This window comes from Richelia sinica FACHB-800 (assembly GCF_014698825.1).
In the GTDB taxonomy this organism is placed as follows: Bacteria; Cyanobacteriota; Cyanobacteriia; order Cyanobacteriales; family Nostocaceae; genus FACHB-800.
The window spans coordinates 31,061-49,487 of the sequence record NZ_JACJTT010000025.1 but is presented as its reverse complement, the minus strand read 5'-3'; the positions used below and the strand labels follow the sequence as shown (position 1 = coordinate 49,487).

At 41.7% G+C, this 18,427-nt stretch carries 16 protein-coding genes; 12 read left to right on the top strand and 4 right to left on the bottom strand.

Annotated elements, in window-relative coordinates; all coding sequences use genetic code 11:
• Nucleotides 1-14 precede the first annotated feature (14 nt).
• On the bottom strand, nt 15-1,055 hold the full coding sequence (locus H6G73_RS16565; RefSeq protein WP_190606436.1) for an aspartate-semialdehyde dehydrogenase: 1,041 nt from the start codon (nt 1,053-1,055) through the stop codon (nt 15-17).
• A gap of 703 nt (nt 1,056-1,758) precedes the next feature.
• Between H6G73_RS16565 and tig the strand changes: the two genes are divergently transcribed.
• The 4 genes from tig to H6G73_RS16545 all read left to right on the top strand — a co-directional run bounded on the left by tig (nt 1,759) and on the right by H6G73_RS16545 (nt 6,380).
• Entirely contained in the window at nt 1,759-3,156 is a 1,398-nt protein-coding gene (gene tig, locus H6G73_RS16560; RefSeq protein ID WP_190606434.1) for a trigger factor, read from the top strand.
• A 193-nt stretch (nt 3,157-3,349) separates the two neighbouring features.
• Nucleotides 3,350-4,048, top strand: a complete 699-nt coding sequence (clpP, locus tag H6G73_RS16555) for an ATP-dependent Clp endopeptidase proteolytic subunit ClpP (RefSeq protein WP_190606432.1) — start codon at nt 3,350-3,352, stop codon at nt 4,046-4,048.
• Nucleotides 4,049-4,057: 9 nt separating this feature from the next.
• On the top strand, nt 4,058-5,398 hold the full coding sequence (gene clpX / locus H6G73_RS16550; RefSeq protein WP_190606431.1) for an ATP-dependent protease ATP-binding subunit ClpX: 1,341 nt from the start codon (nt 4,058-4,060) through the stop codon (nt 5,396-5,398).
• A gap of 76 nt (nt 5,399-5,474) precedes the next feature.
• Nucleotides 5,475-6,380, top strand: a complete 906-nt coding sequence (locus H6G73_RS16545; protein ID WP_190606429.1) for an alpha/beta fold hydrolase — start codon at nt 5,475-5,477, stop codon at nt 6,378-6,380.
• 36 nt (nt 6,381-6,416) lie between these two features.
• On the opposite strand, the gene H6G73_RS16540 is transcribed toward H6G73_RS16545, so the two are convergent.
• Nucleotides 6,417-7,403 (bottom strand): GntR family transcriptional regulator, encoded by a 987-nt coding sequence (locus H6G73_RS16540; RefSeq protein WP_190606472.1) that lies wholly within the window; start codon nt 7,401-7,403, stop codon nt 6,417-6,419.
• Between the two features lie 195 nt (nt 7,404-7,598).
• On the opposite strand from H6G73_RS16540, the gene H6G73_RS16535 reads away from it, so the two are divergent.
• Entirely contained in the window at nt 7,599-8,384 is a 786-nt protein-coding gene (locus tag H6G73_RS16535; protein ID WP_190606427.1) for a dienelactone hydrolase family protein, read from the top strand.
• A 109-nt stretch (nt 8,385-8,493) separates the two neighbouring features.
• A complete protein-coding gene (locus tag H6G73_RS16530; RefSeq protein ID WP_190606425.1) occupies nt 8,494-9,393 on the top strand; it encodes a S1 RNA-binding domain-containing protein in 900 nt (299 codons plus the stop codon).
• A gap of 380 nt (nt 9,394-9,773) precedes the next feature.
• Here the strand turns inward: H6G73_RS16530 and H6G73_RS16525 are convergent, their stop codons facing one another.
• Nucleotides 9,774-10,031: a SemiSWEET transporter gene (locus H6G73_RS16525; protein ID WP_190606423.1), complete on the bottom strand. Its 258-nt coding sequence runs from the start codon at nt 10,029-10,031 to the stop codon at nt 9,774-9,776.
• 232 nt (nt 10,032-10,263) lie between these two features.
• On the opposite strand from H6G73_RS16525, the gene H6G73_RS16520 reads away from it, so the two are divergent.
• Nucleotides 10,264-10,425, top strand: coding sequence for a hypothetical protein (locus H6G73_RS16520; protein WP_190606421.1), 162 nt, complete (start codon nt 10,264-10,266; stop codon nt 10,423-10,425).
• Between the two features lie 114 nt (nt 10,426-10,539).
• Here the strand turns inward: H6G73_RS16520 and H6G73_RS16515 are convergent, their stop codons facing one another.
• Entirely contained in the window at nt 10,540-12,786 is a 2,247-nt protein-coding gene (locus H6G73_RS16515; RefSeq protein WP_190606419.1) for a heavy metal translocating P-type ATPase, read from the bottom strand.
• Between the two features lie 131 nt (nt 12,787-12,917).
• On the opposite strand from H6G73_RS16515, the gene H6G73_RS16510 reads away from it, so the two are divergent.
• The 5 genes from H6G73_RS16510 to nrdJ all read left to right on the top strand — a co-directional run bounded on the left by H6G73_RS16510 (nt 12,918) and on the right by nrdJ (nt 18,376).
• Complete coding sequence (locus H6G73_RS16510) at nt 12,918-13,310, top strand: ArsR/SmtB family transcription factor (RefSeq protein WP_190606417.1); 393 nt, start codon at nt 12,918-12,920, stop codon at nt 13,308-13,310.
• 298 nt (nt 13,311-13,608) lie between these two features.
• Nucleotides 13,609-13,782, top strand: coding sequence for a hypothetical protein (locus H6G73_RS16505; RefSeq protein ID WP_190606474.1), 174 nt, complete (start codon nt 13,609-13,611; stop codon nt 13,780-13,782).
• Nucleotides 13,783-13,792: 10 nt separating this feature from the next.
• Nucleotides 13,793-14,167 (top strand): hypothetical protein, encoded by a 375-nt coding sequence (locus tag H6G73_RS16500; RefSeq protein ID WP_190606415.1) that lies wholly within the window; start codon nt 13,793-13,795, stop codon nt 14,165-14,167.
• Between the two features lie 16 nt (nt 14,168-14,183).
• Nucleotides 14,184-14,540, top strand: a complete 357-nt coding sequence (locus H6G73_RS16495; protein ID WP_190606414.1) for a hypothetical protein — start codon at nt 14,184-14,186, stop codon at nt 14,538-14,540.
• 314 nt (nt 14,541-14,854) lie between these two features.
• Complete coding sequence (gene nrdJ / locus H6G73_RS16490) at nt 14,855-18,376, top strand: ribonucleoside-triphosphate reductase, adenosylcobalamin-dependent (RefSeq protein WP_190606412.1); 3,522 nt, start codon at nt 14,855-14,857, stop codon at nt 18,374-18,376.
• The last annotated feature ends 51 nt before the right edge of the window (nt 18,377-18,427 follow it).

The following is an 18,427-nucleotide window of genomic DNA, read 5'->3' as shown; positions in this document are numbered from 1 at the left end:
AGCTATTTTTACTGTTAACCATTCACCACTGACAACGGACGCATTAGATTCTTTTCTACTAACAATTCAGCAATTTGCACGGCATTTAAGGCTGCACCTTTACGGATTTGGTCACCACACAACCACAGTTCTAAGCCGCAGGGATGGGAAATATCTTGACGAATTCTTCCCACTAACACTTCATCTTTGCCACTAGCTTCCATTGGCATGGGGAAATAATTTGTTTGCCAATTTTCCACTAGTTTCACTCCAGGGGCTTGACTTAAAATTTCCCTGGCAGCATCTGGGCTAAAGGGTGTGTCAAATTCTAGGTTAATTGCTTCTGAGTGAGCGCGGAGTACGGGAACCCGTACACAGGTTGCAGTGATGCGGATATCTTGATTACCGAAAATTTTGCGAGTTTCATTCACCATTTTTAACTCTTCCTCGCAATACCCAGAATCAGTTAAGGGGGAGTTGTGGGGAAATAAATTAAAGGCCAAGGGGTAGGGTAGAACTTCGGCTACTGGTTCTTGTCCTTGTAAAATAGCACTGGTTTGGATTTTCACTTCTTCCATTGCCTTAGCACCAGCACCACTGGCAGACTGATATGTGGCAGCAACAATGCGTTTGATTGGCTGGACTTGATGGAGAGGCCAAACCGCCACGGACATTAAAATGGTTGTACAGTTGGGATTGGCAATAATGCCTTTGTGTTTAGCTGCGGCTTGAGGATTTACTTCTGGCACAACTAGTGGCACATCAGGGTTCATGCGAAAGGCACTGGAATTATCAATCACCACTGCGCCTTTATCCACTGCTACACCTGCCCAAGTTTTGGAGGTGCTACCCCCAGCACTGGCCAAGACTATATCTACTTTATCAAAGGCGCGATCGCTCACTGGCTCCACCAGCAAACTTTCTCCTCGAAAATTCAATCTCTTGCCCGCACTGCGTTCCGAAGCGAGTAACTTTAACTCAGCTAAAGGAAAATTCCGACTTGCTAATAATTCCAGCAACTCCGTACCTACAGCACCGGTTGCACCCAAAATAGCCACACGATAGGATTTAGACAAACTGACTTTCTCCTTCAAAGGTTGATTAATAGTTTATAAGCAGCAAAATTTATCTTTATTTATAATTAAGAACGACCAATATTCAATAAACTCTAACTTTGGTTGTTTTCTTTAATTTAGTTTATGCTACGTAGATTTTACTTAAGTAAAACTATAGTTTACAACAACTTCTAAAAAAATAAATCATATACTATTATACAGCAAACTGCAAACCCAGTACCAAATGAGAAAAACTATTGCCTGTCACCAGTATTTCTTGAGGGCTGCCCCAGGAAAGGCCCATGGTCAACCACCAAAGACAAAATCCTGATGTGCTAGCTTTGAGTCAGAGATACCACCAACAGGTACTAGAAAACTCCTGATTTGTCTAATTGCCAAGTTTTTAGGCTGTAAGTTGACTGAAAAAGACCTAGCCGCAGAAAATTGATCAGGTTTTGTCAAACTCAGGACTGAATCAGTGTTAAACACGTAAAAATTCAGGTCAGGAGGCAGTGCTATGAGTAAAGATATAGCAGAAAATTGTTAAGTCCATAGCCATTAGCAGTAAACTGGATCTCTGCTAAAGGGCATCTGTCCCAAATTTGGATTTGCTCTTGTTACCCAAACAAATCCTATCCCTATCTGAAGGCATCAAGCAAGCAATGCGATCGCAAGCCACTTGTATGTACTCGGAGTTAAAAACACCAGAACACAGAGACACAGCATGAAAGTTACCCAGGAGAAACTCCCCGCTAGCCAAATTGGGCTGGAAATCGAAATTACATCGGAAGTTACCCAAAAAACATACGAAAAGGTCATTAAAAATTTAACCAGCACTGCCAATATTCCTGGGTTTCGCAAAGGCAAAGTACCCCGGCAGATATTACTACAGCGTCTTGGCATCACTCGCATCAAAGCCTCAGCCTTGGAAGAAATCATTCAAAATGGCATTGAGGAAGCAGTCAAGCAAGAATCCCTTTCTCCCATTGGCCAGCCTTCACTACGCTCTTCCTTTGAAGACTTAATTAATAATTATGAGCCTGGTAAACCTTTGACTATTTCTGTGGCTTTAGATGTCGAACCAGAAGTGCAAGTCAACCAATACACTGGCTTACAAATCAAAGCTGAGGAAATCAAATACGACCCTGCAAGAGTTGATGAGGCCCTCGATGGTCAAAGGCAACAATTAGCCACCCTCATTCCCGTAGAAGGACGTGCTGCCCAATTAGGTGATGTGGCAGTAGTAGACTTTAAGGGTGTCTTAGCCAAAGAAGAAGGCGACGACCCAGATGCAGAACCCAAACCCATCCCTGGTGGAGAAGGAACAGACTTTCAAGTTGAATTACAAGAAGATAAATTTATCCCTGGCTTTGTCGCTGGCATTGTCGGCATGAACCCTGGAGAAACCAAAGAAGTCTCTGCCCAATTCCCTGACCCCTACGCGAGTGAAGAATTAGCCGGGAAAGCAGCAATCTTTACCATTACCCTCAAAGAAATCAAGGAAAAAGAACTACCAGAGTTAGATGACGAATTTGCTCAAGAAGTCAGCGAATTTGACACCCTGGCAGAATTACGCTCTTCTTTAGAAACCAACTTCCAAAAAGAAGCGGAAGAAAAAACTAGAGAAAACAAACAAGAAGCTTTGTTTGCAGAACTCCTCAAACAGGTAGAAATTGAATTACCCACTACCTTGATTGAAGAAGAAGTTGATGCCCTATTAACTCAAACAGCAGTCCGTCTATCTCAACAGGGATTAGATGTCAGAAAACTGTTCACTCAAGATATCATTCCCCAACTACGGCAACGGTCACGTCCAGAAGCTGAAGACCGTCTAAAACGTTCCTTAGCATTGCGAGAAATTGGCAAAAAAGAATCTATCACCGTCACAGCAGAAGAATTAAACAATAGAGTCACAGAACTGTTAGAGCAATATTCTGAGCAGGACATTGATGAAGATAGACTACGCTCAGTCGTAGAAGAAGAATTGTTAACGAAAAAAATCGTTGATTGGTTGTTAGAACATTCTGCTGTGGAATTGGTTCCTGAAGGTTCTCTCACTCCCCCAGAAGCAACAGAAACCGCCTCCGAAGCGGCTGAAGCAGAAACCACCAGTCCTGAGTAAATAGACAGGGAATAGGGGCAAGAGCAGAAAACTCCACTCCTACCCTACACCCTGCACCTATGACAGGATGCAACGGGATGAAATTCTATAAGGCATAATGGTTAACACATAGCTAAAATCAGAATTTCATCTCACCTCACAGCAGGTATAACTGCTGTAACCTCTGTCCCACATAGTTTTTCAATGTTCTCATATGCTTAGATCGCAGTCGGGAAACTACCCAATCAATAGCTTGAGTCCCATGAACATTAGCTCTCATTTGAGTAGCCCTAGTAATATTGTTCCCATGGTAGTAGAACAATCCGGTATGGGGGAACGGGCCTTTGACATCTATTCCCGCCTACTGCGCGAACGGATTATTTTCTTAGGAACTCCCATTGACGACACTGTTGCTAACTCCATTGTTGCTCAGTTGCTTTTTCTGGATGCAGAAGATTCAGAAAAAGACATTCAACTCTACATCAATTCCCCTGGTGGCTCGGTCTACGCGGGGATGGCAATTTATGATACAATACAACAGATACGTCCTGATGTTGTCACCATCTGTTTTGGACTAGCCGCGAGCATGGGAGCATTCCTCTTAGCATCTGGAACGGCAGGCAAGCGTATGTCGCTGCCAGACTCCCGGATTATGATTCACCAACCCCTTGGTGGCGCTCAAGGGCAAGCCATTGACATTGAAATCCAAGCGCGGGAAATTCTTTACATTAAAGGGAAATTGAACCAGTTACTATCTAGCCATACTGGTCAGCCTTTGGAAAGAATCGAAGCAGATACAGAACGCGACTTTTTCATGTCGGCCGAAGAGGCGAAGAACTATGGCCTGATCGATCAGGTAATTTCTAGACAAAATCTTCCCACAGCAGGGGAAAACGTCACCATTCTGAAATAAGAGGCTGGTATGTCTAAGTACGACTCCCATTTAAAATGTTCGTTTTGTGGCAAGTCTCAAGAGCAGGTGCGTAAATTAATCGCGGGTCCGGGAGTCTACATCTGCGATGAATGCGTTGACTTGTGTAATGAAATCCTCGATGAGGAGTTACTGGACACCAATGGTGCAGCGACACAACCTGCACCAAAGGCAGAACCACCTCAAAAACGCCGGACACGTTCGTCCAATATTTCTTTTGGTCAAATCCCTAAACCCAGAGAAATTAAAAAGTATTTAGACGAACATGTAATTGGTCAAGATGAAGCCAAAAAAGTTCTTTCCGTAGCAGTTTACAATCATTACAAACGCTTGGCGCTGCTTCAGTCCAAAGGTAATGGCAAAGGCAGCCCAGATGATGCCGTAGAATTACAAAAGTCCAATATTCTGTTAATTGGCCCAACTGGTTGCGGTAAGACTTTATTGGCACAGACCCTGGCAAAAATCTTGGATGTTCCCTTTGCTGTAGCTGATGCGACCACACTGACAGAAGCTGGTTATGTGGGGGAAGACGTAGAAAATATTTTACTACGACTTTTACAAGTGGCAGATTTGGATGTAGAGGAAGCACAACGAGGCATTATCTACATCGATGAAATTGATAAAATTGCCCGCAAGAGTGAAAACCCATCCATTACCAGAGATGTGTCTGGAGAAGGTGTACAACAAGCCCTACTGAAAATGTTGGAAGGGACAATTGCCAATGTTCCACCCCAAGGCGGACGTAAGCACCCCTATCAAGATTGTATCCAAATAGATACTAGTAATATCTTGTTTATCTGCGGTGGGGCTTTTGTCGGGCTAGAAAAAGTTGTAGACCAAAGAGTAGGGAAAAAATCCATTGGCTTTGTCCAGCCAGGAGAAGGTCAAAGTAAGGAAAAACGCGCGGCTGATACCTTGCGACATCTGGAACCAGACGACTTGGTGAAGTTTGGCATGATTCCTGAATTTATTGGACGCATCCCCATGGTGGCAGTGGTCGATCCTCTGGATGAGGAAGCCTTGATGGCGATTTTGACCCAGCCTCGCAGTGCTTTGGTGAAACAGTACCAAAAACTGCTGAAGATGGACAATGTCCAGTTAGATTTTAAACCAGATGCCTTGCGAGCGATCGCTCAAGAAGCATACCGGCGCAAAACTGGGGCCCGGGCTTTACGGGGAATTGTGGAAGAACTAATGCTCGATGTTATGTATGAGTTACCATCCCGCAAAGATGTCACTCGTTGTACAGTCACCAGAGAAATGGTTGAGAAACGTTCCACAGCGGAGTTGCTGGTACATCCTTCTTCACTACCGAAGCCAGAGTCAGCGTAATAGTCATTGGTAATTAGTCATTAGTCTTCATTTGTTCCGACTTTTGACTTTTTAATTTTATTTGTGATTTTGACTAATGCCTTATCTCAATCTTCGTGGCGTTGAACATTACTACGAGTGGATGAAAAAACCATCAGGTGTAGCCAAGCCAATTATGGTTTTCATTCACGGTTGGGCTGGTTCTGCTAGATATTGGCGTAGCACTGCTGAGAGTTTATTAGACCAATTTGATTGTTTACTGTACGATTTGCGGGGGTTTGGACGTTCCTGTGGTAAACCCACTATCAGCCAGGTTGGTGAGGCTGTAGCTGAGTCAAAGTCAACCTCAGCACAAGCTGAAGCCCTAGCCGAACTGAGTTATGAATTAACAGAATACGCTGAAGACTTGCTAGTTTTACTCGATGAATTAGAACTTCAGCAAGTGTATATTAATGCCCATTCCATGGGTGCTTCTATTGCCACCTTGTTTTTCAACCGCTATCCCCAACGAGTAAAAAAGGGCATATTAACTTGTAGCGGGGTGTTTGAGTATGATGAACAAGCTTTTGCCGCCTTTCATAAATTTGGTGGCTATGTGGTCAAGTTTCGTCCTAGATGGCTAGTAAAAATACCTTTGGCAGATCAGATGTTTATGGCGCGATTTTTACATCGTTCTATCCCCAAATCTGAACGCATAGCCTTTTTACAAGACTTTATTGATGCTGATTATGATACAGCATTGGGAACAATTTTTACTTCCGTGAGTAAAGCTCAAGCGGAAGTTATGCCCCAGGAATTTGCCAAGTTGACAGTACCAACATTGTTAGTTTCAGGAGAATATGACAAGATTATTCCTGCTCAGTTGGGTAGTCAAGCTGCGAAATTAAATGACAAAGTTGAGTTTGCTTTAATTCCCAATACAGCCCATTTTCCGATGCTGGAAGACCCAGATAGTTATTTGCAAAGGGTACAAGAGTTTTTAAGGGTTGAGGGTGTGAGGTAAAAGTTTAATTGTGTTCTTTGTTTTGAAACTCCTCTCTTAACTTAATCCTAGTTCTCGCTTGAGTAAACTAATAGATTGAAGACTAATGTAGTTTTCACAGCGCACTAATTTGGGTGTGCGAATTAAATCTTCTACTACTGTTTGCAGTCCAGCTTGTACGGCTGTATAGCTGGTTTGGTCGGTACAGAAAATCATTTCTGCCCGTTTCACTATGGCATGGAGTTTATAGGCATCCTTGGGTTGGGAAGTCATCACTAGTAATTCATCGCCACGTAGTCCATGCAAAATGACTTCTGTTGCTCTAAGAATGCCAGGACTGAGACTAACTATGCCAATACAACTAGCTTTAGGGAGATTTTTAACTAGATTAATTTCTTTACCATAGTCATGGATATCCAGGGGAATCACACGCACTGCTTTGGGTGCGGCGATCGCTTCCACATCTCCGATAAAATAGCGACTGGTGACTAATGTGGCGGAAGTAGTTTGGTCAAGAACTGCGGCTAATTCTTCCATTGCTACCAGTTGGACGGGAATTTTTAAGGATTCTTCCAGTTCATCGACCATTAATTCCCCGGCCCCAATATCTTGATATGGTGCAATGACTAATACCCTGGCACTACAACGTAATCGCCAATCTACTTCCGCTAAAAATATTTCCCTGGCTTGATTGAGAGAACAGCCTTGACTGAGTAGTTCATCTAGGGCTTGTTGGACGACCTTGTAAGCGTCAGGATGTTGTTTGAGGATGGGTGATTGTAACTTGCTTCCACCTTCATGTCCTTGGGCGCGAACATAAATTCCTGAACCAGCCAAACTTTCCACCAGTCCATCTTCTTCCAACTGGCGGTAGACTTTGCTAATAGTGTTGCGATGTAACCCCGTCTGCATAGCTAAAGCCCTGGTGCTGGGTAGTTTATATCCTGGTGGATATTGACGGGAAGCGATCGCAAATCGGATTTGATTAAATAACTGGGTTGAAGCGGGAATTTCGCTGTCTGGCTGAATACGGAATTGAATCATCATTTAAACTCCTCAAGATTAGTAGCTGATTTTCACCTCCTTTGCTAGCTGTTAAATTGTTGCCCTGGATGGGGGATAAGTCTGGGGGAAATTGCTAATGCGCTCACTTTGACTAATTGATAATTTGGGTGGAGATAACCAGAAGATACTGGCATAGTTATATCAAACATTTATATAGCTTTAGTAAAAAATATTATGACAGAGCAGGCTCTCCACACTTCCACAGTTAAAATTTCTCTACGAGAAACGACTTCAGATGAGCAAAATCTGCAAATCTCTGCCTATGTAGCCCAACCCCAAACACCCGGTGTATATCCAGGAATTGTGGTTTTGCAAGAGATTTTTGGCGTGAATGCCCATATTCGGGATGTTACAGACAGGATAGCAAAATTAGGCTATGTAGCGATCGCTCCTTCCCTGTTTGAACGTATTGTCCCTGGTTATGAAGCTGGTTATACCGAAGCTGACATCGAACAGGGCAGACAATACGCTTGGTCACAAACAACAGTTGGAGAATTATTAACTGACATTCAAGCCTCCATTAACTACCTGAAAACTATCCCCCAAGTCAAACCAGACAGTTTTGGTTGTATTGGCTTTTGTTTTGGCGGTCACGTCGCTTATTTAGCCGCCACCTTACCAGATATTAAAGCCACAGCAGCTTTTTACGGAGCCGGCATTCCTACCCGTAGTCCTGGCAATCAAACACCCACCTTGACCCGGACAAAAGATATTATGGGTAATATCTATGTCTTTTTCGGTCTTGATGATGCCAGTATTCCCCCAGAACATATTCACGAGATTGAAACTGAATTAGCCAAATACAACATCCCCCATCGTTTGTTTCGCTACGATGGAGCTAACCACGGATTTTTCTGTGACCGTCGCGCCAGCTATAATCCTAAAGCGGCAGCAGATGCTTGGGAGCAAGTCCAACGACTCTTTAGCAATGTTCTCGCAAGCAATGTTCTCGCAGGTTAAGTCAAGAAGGTTTGAGTATGGGATTTTTCCAGAGCCTCATTAGCAAAATTCTCTGGAATTTCTCCAATCCTTAATTTCTTCTTTTCATAAAAATTTATCTTCAAAAGCCATGAATTCCGCATCGAATAGTTCTCAAACAGCCAATTCATCCTTCACCATGGATGATTTCGCCAAAGCATTAGAAACTCACGACTACCAATTCCAAAAAGGACAAATTGTACAAGGCAAGGTCTTTCAAATTGACCATGATGGGGCGTATGTTGATATTGGTGGTAAGTCGTCCGCTTTTTTGCCTCGTGATGAGGCTGCTTTGAGAGCAGTCACTGATTTATCGGAAGTCCTACCCTTAAATGAGAAGTTGGAGTTTCTGATTATCCGTGAACAGGATGCAGAAGGTCAAGTCACCCTTTCCCGTCGGCAATTAGAAATACAGCATATTTGGGAAAAATTAGCCACCATGCAAGAAAATTCCCAGACGGTGCAAGTAAAGGTAATTGGGGTGAATAAAGGTGGTGTCACCGTCAACATTAACTCTTTACGGGGATTTATTCCGCGATCGCACCTGGCAGAACGTGATAACTTAGAAGCATTGGTAGGCCAAAGCCTCACCGCTGGCTTTTTAGAAGTAGACCGTAGCAACAAAAAACTCATCCTTTCCCAAAGATTAGCTGCTCGTTCCAGTAACTTCAACTTGTTAGAAGCTGGTCAGTTGGTAGAAGGAAAAGTCACTGGTATCAAGCCTTTTGGTGTATTTGTAGATTTGGATGGTGTTAGCGCTTTACTGCATATTAAGCAGGTAAGTCAGAAATTCATTGAATCCTTAGACAAAGTATTTCAAGTGGGACAGTCAATCAAAGGCATCATTATTGACTTAGATGAAGGAAAAGGAAGAGTAGCCCTCTCTACCAGAGTCTTGGAAAATTATCCTGGAGAAGTTTTAGAAAACTTCGCCGAGGTAATGACTTCAGCTGAAGCTCGTGCTAACCGTGCTAGTGCTAAGTCAGAATAAATTGCCCACATTTTGGTGTGGGGGTGGGTTCACAGATATCCTCATTTATTAAAAAAGATGCAAATCAATCTACCCCCACAACCATGACCATAATGCAGGGATAAATATATAGCAGGTGACAGGTGACAGGTGACAGGTGACAGGTGACAGGTGACAGGTGACAGAAAGAGAGGAGAGGGGGATAAAAAAGAAGATATTCTTATTCCTCCTTGTCTCCCTTGTCCTCTTAGAAGTGGTTTTTTTTAATTCCATCATCCTTTTTTCCTGGCAATTTATGCGGATTTTATCTCCCTGTATTCATTGATTCAGGAAGTCCTAATTAGATTTATATTTAAGAGATTCCTACAGTGAGGATAGGCTCTAAATTTTATGAATGATATTTATCTATTATATTTAACTTTTAACCACAGAATAATGAGATTAAAAAATAAAGTTATACCATTAGCGAGAATAATTGGTAGAGCACCTAAGATGATTCCATAGATTAACCAGAGAAACAAACCAGACATAAAGGTAATCAACATTGTGTAGGAAACATCCTTAGCTGATTTAGTTCGCCAGGTTTGAAACATTTGGGGTAAAAATGCCATAGTAGTTAAGGTACCAGCCATTAATCCTAATAATGTTAGTAAATCCATTGGTGCTAGCTATTAATTTCTATTGTTATCATATAGCAACATCATAAAATTAGCGAATTCAAGTGATTTTTTGCAGTATTTATAACAAAATCAATTAATCATCAATCAATAGGTCAATCTCAAAAATTAAATATCACCGAAAAAAAACACTTATAGATATTTACAGTAAGATTTATATCAATTTTATGTAAAGTGATAAAATATATAAAAATCTTTAAATGTTAGTTCAACTATGGTTAAAAAAGACACCGAAAAAGATAATTTACAACCAACCATAACTAGAGAAATAAATAAAGAAACAGAGAATGAAAAAATCCTCTGTCTTCATTGTCAGCGTACTGCAACTAACGGGATTAAATGTAAAGGGATTTGTGTTGCTGATAGCGATTATTAAGAGATGAATTATTAACCTAGCGACCGTGATTCATTTTGTCCTTGTCTTTTCAAGTACAATAATCAGGATTTTCCATCCCAAATTGGTAAAAAAGTGCGATCGCACACCATAATACTAATCTCGAAGATTTCTAGTCTTAAATAATCGCATTCCATTGGCAGTCACTAATAAAGAAGTCCCTGTATCTGCTAAAACCGCTATAGCTAAACCAGCAATTCCCAAGGTTGCCAATAGCAGAAATAAACCCTTGGTGACTAAAGAAAATACTACATTCTGTTGAATGACAGACACAGTGCGGCGGCTCAATTCTACAGCATAGGCCAGTCGTCTGAGGTCACTACCAACTATCACCACATCAGCAGTTTCTAAAGCTATATCTATTCCTCCCACCGCAAAACTGATATCCGCCGATGCTAGTGCGGGTGCATCATTGATACCATCCCCTACCATACCCACTACACCATGACGACGTAGCTGTTGAATTGCTTGTAGTTTATCTTCTGGTAATAGTTCAGCGTGATACTCTGTTATTCCCACTTGTTGGGCAATTTGTTCTGCTACACGATAGCGATCGCCACTCAGCATCACTAACCGTTTAATTCCCAGTAATTTCAACTGTGCTAGGGCTGCGGTGGCTTCTAAGCGAATACCATCAGCTAGGGCGATCGCTCCTAATAATTCTTGATTTGTCCCCACCAGCACGGGAATTTGACCACGTTGTTCTATTTCTGCTAACACAGATTCCGTCTGAGGAGACAAAACCATTCCTTGGTCTGCAAACAACCGACGATTACCAATTAAATAGGATATTTCACCAAAGTTGCCCTGAATACCTTTACCTGGCAATGCCGTAAAGTTGACGGGTATTGCTAAATCTAGCCCCATATCATCAGCTTTAGCTAAGATTGCCTTGGCCAGTGGATGTTCTGATTGTTGTTCCAAAGCAGCGGCAATAAATAACACTTGGTTAGCACTGACTCTGCCCAATTCATAAATTTTCTGGACAATGGGTAGTCCTTGGGTAATGGTGCCAGTTTTATCAAAAGCTAGGCTGGTGAGATGTCCGGCCGTCTCTAAGGTATGACCACCTTTAAATAACACTCCCTGACGAGTAGCTGCACCAATAGCACTCACAATGGAAACAGGTGTAGAAATAACTAAGGCACAGGGACAGGCTATAACTAGCATCACCAATGCCCGATAAAACCAGACCTGAAAAGGTTGAGCAAAAACCAAAGGGGGAATCAGGGCGATAGCGATCGCAATAACAATGACAATTGGTGTATAAATCTCTGCAAATTTATCGATCCACTGTTGGGAAGGTGCGCGGCTATCTTGGGCTGTTTCTACCAAATGGATAATCTTAGCCACGGTTGTATCGTTAGCTTGATGGGTAACTTGCACCTCTAGAAAGCCTGACTGATTCAAAGTCCCAGCAAAGACACTATCTCCAACCCCTTTGTCTTCTGGAATGGACTCTCCTGTAATCGGTGATTGATCAATAGCACTTGTTCCCGCAACCACCACACCATCCAAAGCCACACGCTGTCCTGGCCGAATGGTCAAAATTTCACCCACTTGGACATTTTCCACAGGTACAGTAACTTCTTGCTTCCCTCGCTTGACTGTAGCTGTCGGTGGTGTTAAATCCATGAGAGCGCGAATAGCTTGACGGGTGCGACCAAAGCTGAAAACTTGCAATGTTGTTCCCAGGGAAAATAAAAAGACCACTAAAGCTGCTTCAAACCAATCTCCTAAAATCACTGCCCCAATGACAGAAATGGTCATCAGCAGATTCATATCAGCACGACCCAAGCGCAACTCAAACAACCCAGCCCTGGCAATGGGATATCCAGCAACGATGATACCCAGGCTGTAAAAAGCCCGCGCTATAACTATAGGTAAAGCCAAATACTGCGCCACTAAGCCTAAAAATAGCCCTATACCTGTGAAAATAACACTTTGCCCTCGACGGTTTGTAATCCAGAACTTCCAGTTTGTGGGGTCATCTTCCATCCCCACATTTTTTGCTGGTCGAGTTTGAGTATCAGCTATTTTCTCGGATGAATGATTATGATGATGATCGTGGCTGCAATTACAGGTATGAAGCTTCTCTTCTGACTCTGCCCCGGAACTCTCTTCCACTGTATAACCTAAAGCCTGAATGCGATCGCATATAGTCTTTTGAGTTAAATACTCCGGGTTATAAGATACCCTGGCTTTGCCACTAGTAAAACTTACAGATACTTCAATAACACCTTGTAATTGTTGTAAACCGACTTCAATAGTCTTCGCACAACTGCCACAGTCCATACCACTCACTTGCAGAGTCTGGGTTTTCAGGGAAGGCGGTTGAGTCATAGCGGTTTGACACTAAGGTTAACAAAGTTGATTATCAGTATTCTAATCAATATATGAACAACTATTCAATTGTGCAATTATAGAATTTTGGTTAAAATTGAAAGTGATTACCATTATTTCCAGCTAATGCAATGAATCAGCCACAGAGTCAACAAGAGTTAGAATTACTCCAAAATGGAGACCTACCAAAATGCGACACCCATTTAGTACATCTGGATCATGTGCGGTCAATCCAAACACAAATATTATCTTCAGAACAAGCACAACAGATGGCCGAAATCTTTGGCATCCTTGCAGACACAAATCGTCTAAGACTAATATCTGCCTTAGCTTCCCAAGAGTTGTGTGTTTGTGATTTAGCGGCATTAACAAAAATGACAGAATCAGCAGTTTCTCATCAACTGCGATTATTAAAAGCTATGCGTTTAGTCAGCTATCGTCGCGAAGGTAGAAATGTGTATTACAGTTTAGCTGATAGTCAAATCATCAATTTATATACTTCTTTAGTAGAAAGTTTATACTAATTAAATAATAGAATTTTTATTAGCATATAGTTTTAGTTTGTCTGGGGAAAAACAGTTAACTGATAGTAAATATCAAAAACAAGTATTTACAGATGCTAATAAAATTATTTCTCCTACTTTTCCAGAATTAAATATCGATATATAACCCTGGCTCACTGTCAGGGTTTTATTGTGACAATATAAAAATGTTATAGATTATACAAAAAATCTTAAATCACAAAGTGGTAAATTTAACAATCTTTGAATCCTATAACTACTTGGCGTTATAGTCTTAATCTCTTAGTACAAGACTGTAATTATGGTTCAAGAACTTGAACGGAAACGTCAGGGTGCAACATTCCCAGAATCCGCCCCAGCAGACAATCCTGTATTTTTTAGAACTTATAGCCGCCGTACAGAAGCAGGTTTAAGAGAGTCCTGGAACGAGGTGTGCGATCGCACTTTACGCGGTTTAGTCGAATTCGTTAAGTAGGGAGATAGCCATGAGTAATGATGAATTGGCCCTCATTGCTGAACTTGCCGAACTTGGCATTAAGCATAACCCTGCAAAAATAGTGAAGATTGCTAAACAGGCAGATGGCAAAATAGTCTTTTTAGAAGAAGGAAACACTGAAGCAGGACTTCAGCATATATTAGAAGAACATTCTTCACAATTTGCAGAGCAGGGCATAGAAGCAGAGCAGATACCGGATGTAGTTATTACCGCACTAACTGAAGGAAAAATAATTGGGTATCAAGGAAGAAAAAAAACTCGCATTATTTATGAAGTTCGCTTGAATAGCAAAACTCATTACATCGCTGTCACTGTAAGCGATAATGGGTATATAGTAGGAGCTAACCCCAGAACTTCAGCATAAATTTGGTAGATTGATTATGGCAGAAAAAATCAAACTCATGGCTGATTATGGATGCTACCCATTATGGTGGGCTAGTTCTGATAAAGCTGGAGATATTGATCCAGAAACTATGCCATTAAGTGAAGAAACTATCAGTCGTTTGGCAAAATGGGCAGATATTTATGATGCAAAGTTAAACTGGGAAGATCCTAGTTCATCAAGTTTTTCCACTTTAGATGCTCAAACAGCTTTTGAAAAAGAAGGTATTAGTTTGTGGAAACAACTGCAAAAAGAACTAGCACCTAATTATGAAGTTGTATATTTCAGTGAGCAATTACGTAAAGTTGTAAATAATATCAATGAATTAGAATCTTTACTGACTACTAATGCTTAGTAGTAAATGTATAAGCTTTTTGATAATATAAATCACATCTAATTTGTAGATTAAATTTTATCAATCTCTTGTGGGGTGGGCATCTTGCCCGCCCAATTCATGCAACTTAAATGCCGATTAGATTAAAACTGATAGATACAAATTTCAGGATGTATAACCCTGGCTCACTGTCAGGGTTTTATTGTGACAATATAAAATTGTTATATCTTATACAAAAAATCTTAAATCATAAAGTGGTAAATTTGACAATCTTTGAATCCTATAACTACTTGGCGTTATAGTCTTAATCTGTTAGTGAGCAGAAAAACCTTATTATGGTTCAAGAACTTGAACGGAAACGTCAGGGTGCAACGTTCCCAGAATCCGCCCCAGCAGCCAATCCTGTATTTTTTAGAACTTATAGCCGCCGTACAGAAGCAGGTTTAAGAGAGTCCTGGGATGAGGTGTGCGATCGCACTTTACGCGGTTTAGTCGAATTAGGCAAACTCACCCCCGAAGAAGCTGCCCTCTTAGATAAAATGCAGCGCAATATGAAAGCCCTACCCAGTGGCCGCTGGTTATGGGTTGGTGGTACAGAATGGTTAAATAAATCTAAAAACTTTTCTGGTGCTTATAATTGTACTTCTACAAATTTGGTAGACTGGAAAGCCTTCGGTTTAATGATGGACTTGGCCATGATGGGGTGTGGTACAGGTGCTATTATTGAACCCCAGTATATTAATCAATTACCCCCTATCCGTAATCGTTTAAATGTTACCATCACAGGCGAAATTGGCCGCACACCTATAGAACAGCGCCGAGAATTTACAGAAACCGATATACAAGGTAACACTGTTACTATTCACGTTGGCGATAGTCGGGAAGGTTGGGTAAAATCCTACCAAACCCTGTTAGAACTTTCTACTGATGAACGCTTTACCGATGACGTGCAGGTACTTGTAGATATTAGTGATGTCCGTCAGTCAGGAGAAACCCTCAAAGGCTTTGGTGGTGTAGCCAACCCTGTAAAATTACCCGGTTTGTATGAACGCTGCGCCTCTATTCTAAATAAAGCTATAGGTAGACAGTTAACCTCTGTTGAGTGCTGTTTATTAATTGATGAAGCAGCTGTAAGTATAGTTGCGGGGAATATCCGGCGCTGTCTTCCTGAAGATGCCTTGGTTCATACCTATAAAGGTCTTGTACCCATTCGTGATGTGCAAGTGGGTGATTTAGTACAAACTCCTTTAGGATTTCGTCGAGTAGTTGATAAATTCGACCAAGGATTTCAGGATGTTTACGAAATTGAAACTAATGCAACTTACCCTAGAGCAACTTTAAACCACAGACAAGCTGTTTTAGCAGATGCAAAAGGAGGAGTTAAGTGGAAATCTATTGCCAGTTTAGAGGAAGGCGATCGCCTTCTTCACAACACACAAATACTACCTGGTACAGTTACCCATCTTCCTGCTGATTTTACAGAATCAAGACCTTCCCACAGCCGAACAGCCAAAGCTTTTATAGTTCCCGATCTCACACCTGAAGTAGCTTGGCTCATTGGATTGACTCACGGTGATGGTTATGTTGCCCTTGGCCGTAATAGGTATGGTAAGCCCTATGGTCGAGTTGAATGGTCAATGAATGGCTTACAGAGCGAACAAACAGCAAAAATTCAAGCCAAAATAGATTCTGCGCTAGCTTTATTTGGGTTGACTGCTACTCATAGCATGACCAAAGGTGAAAATACTGCTAAGTCAATCTGTTCTTCTATCAGATTAGCTGAATACTTCCACCGCTATATTAAGCAGCCTAACATTCCCTTGGAAATTCCTAGTTTTATTTTGGAAGGTTCAGTAGATATTAGGGCTGCCTACTTAGCTGGATTAATGGACAGTGATGGAGCAGTAAATAATCGGCCACCCCATTTAGTTACATCAGTTTATCGCTCATTTATTAGACAAGTTGGTGTAGTCTTATCTAGCTTAGGGATCGCTGGTAGAACAACAACGATCCGTCCAGAAAAACAGGAATGGCAAGTTAAGTACAACTTGACAATACCAGCCTTCAAAGAGCGTTATAACGCACTAATAGCCCCCCATTCAGTCAAGGGAGAACTGCGTCAGGGACTGAAAATGTATGGTTTTACTGTTCCTGGTGTAATTATGCGCGAGGCTTACACCTACAGCGAAATGCGAGAAATGGGTTTTCAAGGTTCTCGTACAGTTGATTCTAATTATGAACGCTATATTGCTGAAGCTGATATCTCACTAGATATTCCTGTCACTGTTAAAGGTTTGGGCAGTTACGATCATGTTCACACTTATGACATTGAAGTAGAAGAAGCCCATTGTTTTTACTGCGACGGTTATTTGACGCATAACTCAGCTGGAATGAGACAATTCGTTGCAGAAGACCAACAAGGCGCAACAGCAAAAGATAACCTCTGGCAGCAAGACGCAGAAGGCAACTGGCGTATAGATCCAGAACGTGATGCTTTACGTATGGCCAACCATAGCCGAGTATTTCACCATAAACCCACCCTAGAAGAATCTATTGCCGCAGTTCAAAAGCAGTATTACAGTGGTGAAGGTGCAATTCAATGGGCTGGTGAAGCAGTAGCAAGGGCTAATATTGATTTACTCAACACCCCAGAACTGAAACAAGACTTCCTGCACGCTTACGAACAAAGAAAAGCTAAAGCATGGATACAAGAACGTCACCCAAATATTGATGATCAAGAATTAGAACATCGTTTAGGCCGCTACGGGCTTAATCCGTGTGGTGAAATTATAGGTGCTAATTTTCACTGTAATTTGGCTGAGGTACACTTAAACCAACTAGATCCAGACAACTACAAAGAACAAGAGGAAGCATTTAAAGCCGGTGCTTTATCTGTTGCTGCATTGTTAAACCACAAATTCCAAGAACCCCGCTATCAATATAGTCGGGAACTTGATCCCATTGTCGGTGTATCCTTCACTGGTTTATTTGACTTCTTTGTTCATGCTTTTGGTGTGGACTGGTTGCGCTGGTGGGAACAAGGAAGACCAGAAACCGAGGAAGGACTGATATTTAAACGCGGTGAGCAAAAATACTTAAGCAAATGGCGAGAAATAGTCCATCAAGCAGTTTGGGAATATTGCGATCAACACAGAATTAAACGCCCCAATCGTTGTACTACAGTCCAGCCATCAGGGACAAAATCTCTCTTAACGGGTGCTTCTTCCGGTTGGCATCCCCCCAAAGCCCAAAGGTTTATCCGGCGCATCACCTTCCGCAAAAATGACCCCGTGGCTTTAGCTTGTATAGAGTATGGCTATAATGTCATACCATCTCAGTCTGACAAAGATGAAAACGGTAACTTGTTAAATGACCCGTTTGACACACGTTGTACAGAATGGTTGGTAGAAATTCCCGTTGCTGTTTCCTGGGCAGATTTACCAGGGGCTGATAAAATTGATGTATCTAAGTTTTCTGTACTGGCGCAGTTAGATTTTGTGATGCAGGTGCAGAAATACTATACAACCCATAACACCTCAGCGACTTTAGAATTACGTTCTGAGGAAGTTGAAGTTTTGGGAACACGCATTTATGAAGCTATCCAAAATGATGAAGGTTACATTTCTGCGGCTTTATTAGCGCGGTTTGACGACATTCAAACATTCCCCCGTTTACCCTTTGAACCCATAGACAAAGAAACCTATCAGCGGCTATCTGCTGAAGTAAAAGCCAGACGGAAAACAGATGATTTCTGTGGTGCTTTGAGTCGCTATGATTTAGGTGAAATGTCTGAAGCAGGACCTAGCGGTTGTGACTCTGACAAATGTATGTTTCCTGAACAGCAACCAAGCTCTTAAATTTTCCCTGAATTCCCATTAATCTTCTCACCCCTTGAGGGGTGAGATTTT

What these genes read in the sequence shown, in the direction of transcription:
- tig (WP_190606434.1), top strand. Translation starts at nt 1,759, where the DNA reads ATGAAAGTTACCCAGGAGAAACTCCCCGCTAGCCAAATTGGGCTGGAA.
- clpP (WP_190606432.1), top strand. Translation starts at nt 3,350, where the DNA reads ATGCTTAGATCGCAGTCGGGAAACTACCCAATCAATAGCTTGAGTCCC.
- clpX (WP_190606431.1), top strand. Translation starts at nt 4,058, where the DNA reads ATGTCTAAGTACGACTCCCATTTAAAATGTTCGTTTTGTGGCAAGTCT.
- H6G73_RS16545 (WP_190606429.1), top strand. Translation starts at nt 5,475, where the DNA reads ATGCCTTATCTCAATCTTCGTGGCGTTGAACATTACTACGAGTGGATG.
- H6G73_RS16540 (WP_190606472.1), bottom strand. Translation starts at nt 7,403, where the DNA reads ATGATTCAATTCCGTATTCAGCCAGACAGCGAAATTCCCGCTTCAACC.
- H6G73_RS16535 (WP_190606427.1), top strand. Translation starts at nt 7,599, where the DNA reads ATGACAGAGCAGGCTCTCCACACTTCCACAGTTAAAATTTCTCTACGA.
- H6G73_RS16530 (WP_190606425.1), top strand. Translation starts at nt 8,494, where the DNA reads ATGAATTCCGCATCGAATAGTTCTCAAACAGCCAATTCATCCTTCACC.
- H6G73_RS16525 (WP_190606423.1), bottom strand. Translation starts at nt 10,031, where the DNA reads ATGGATTTACTAACATTATTAGGATTAATGGCTGGTACCTTAACTACT.
- H6G73_RS16520 (WP_190606421.1), top strand. Translation starts at nt 10,264, where the DNA reads ATGGTTAAAAAAGACACCGAAAAAGATAATTTACAACCAACCATAACT.
- H6G73_RS16515 (WP_190606419.1), bottom strand. Translation starts at nt 12,786, where the DNA reads ATGACTCAACCGCCTTCCCTGAAAACCCAGACTCTGCAAGTGAGTGGT.
- H6G73_RS16510 (WP_190606417.1), top strand. Translation starts at nt 12,918, where the DNA reads ATGAATCAGCCACAGAGTCAACAAGAGTTAGAATTACTCCAAAATGGA.
- H6G73_RS16505 (WP_190606474.1), top strand. Translation starts at nt 13,609, where the DNA reads ATGGTTCAAGAACTTGAACGGAAACGTCAGGGTGCAACATTCCCAGAA.
- H6G73_RS16500 (WP_190606415.1), top strand. Translation starts at nt 13,793, where the DNA reads ATGAGTAATGATGAATTGGCCCTCATTGCTGAACTTGCCGAACTTGGC.
- H6G73_RS16495 (WP_190606414.1), top strand. Translation starts at nt 14,184, where the DNA reads ATGGCAGAAAAAATCAAACTCATGGCTGATTATGGATGCTACCCATTA.
- nrdJ (WP_190606412.1), top strand. Translation starts at nt 14,855, where the DNA reads ATGGTTCAAGAACTTGAACGGAAACGTCAGGGTGCAACGTTCCCAGAA.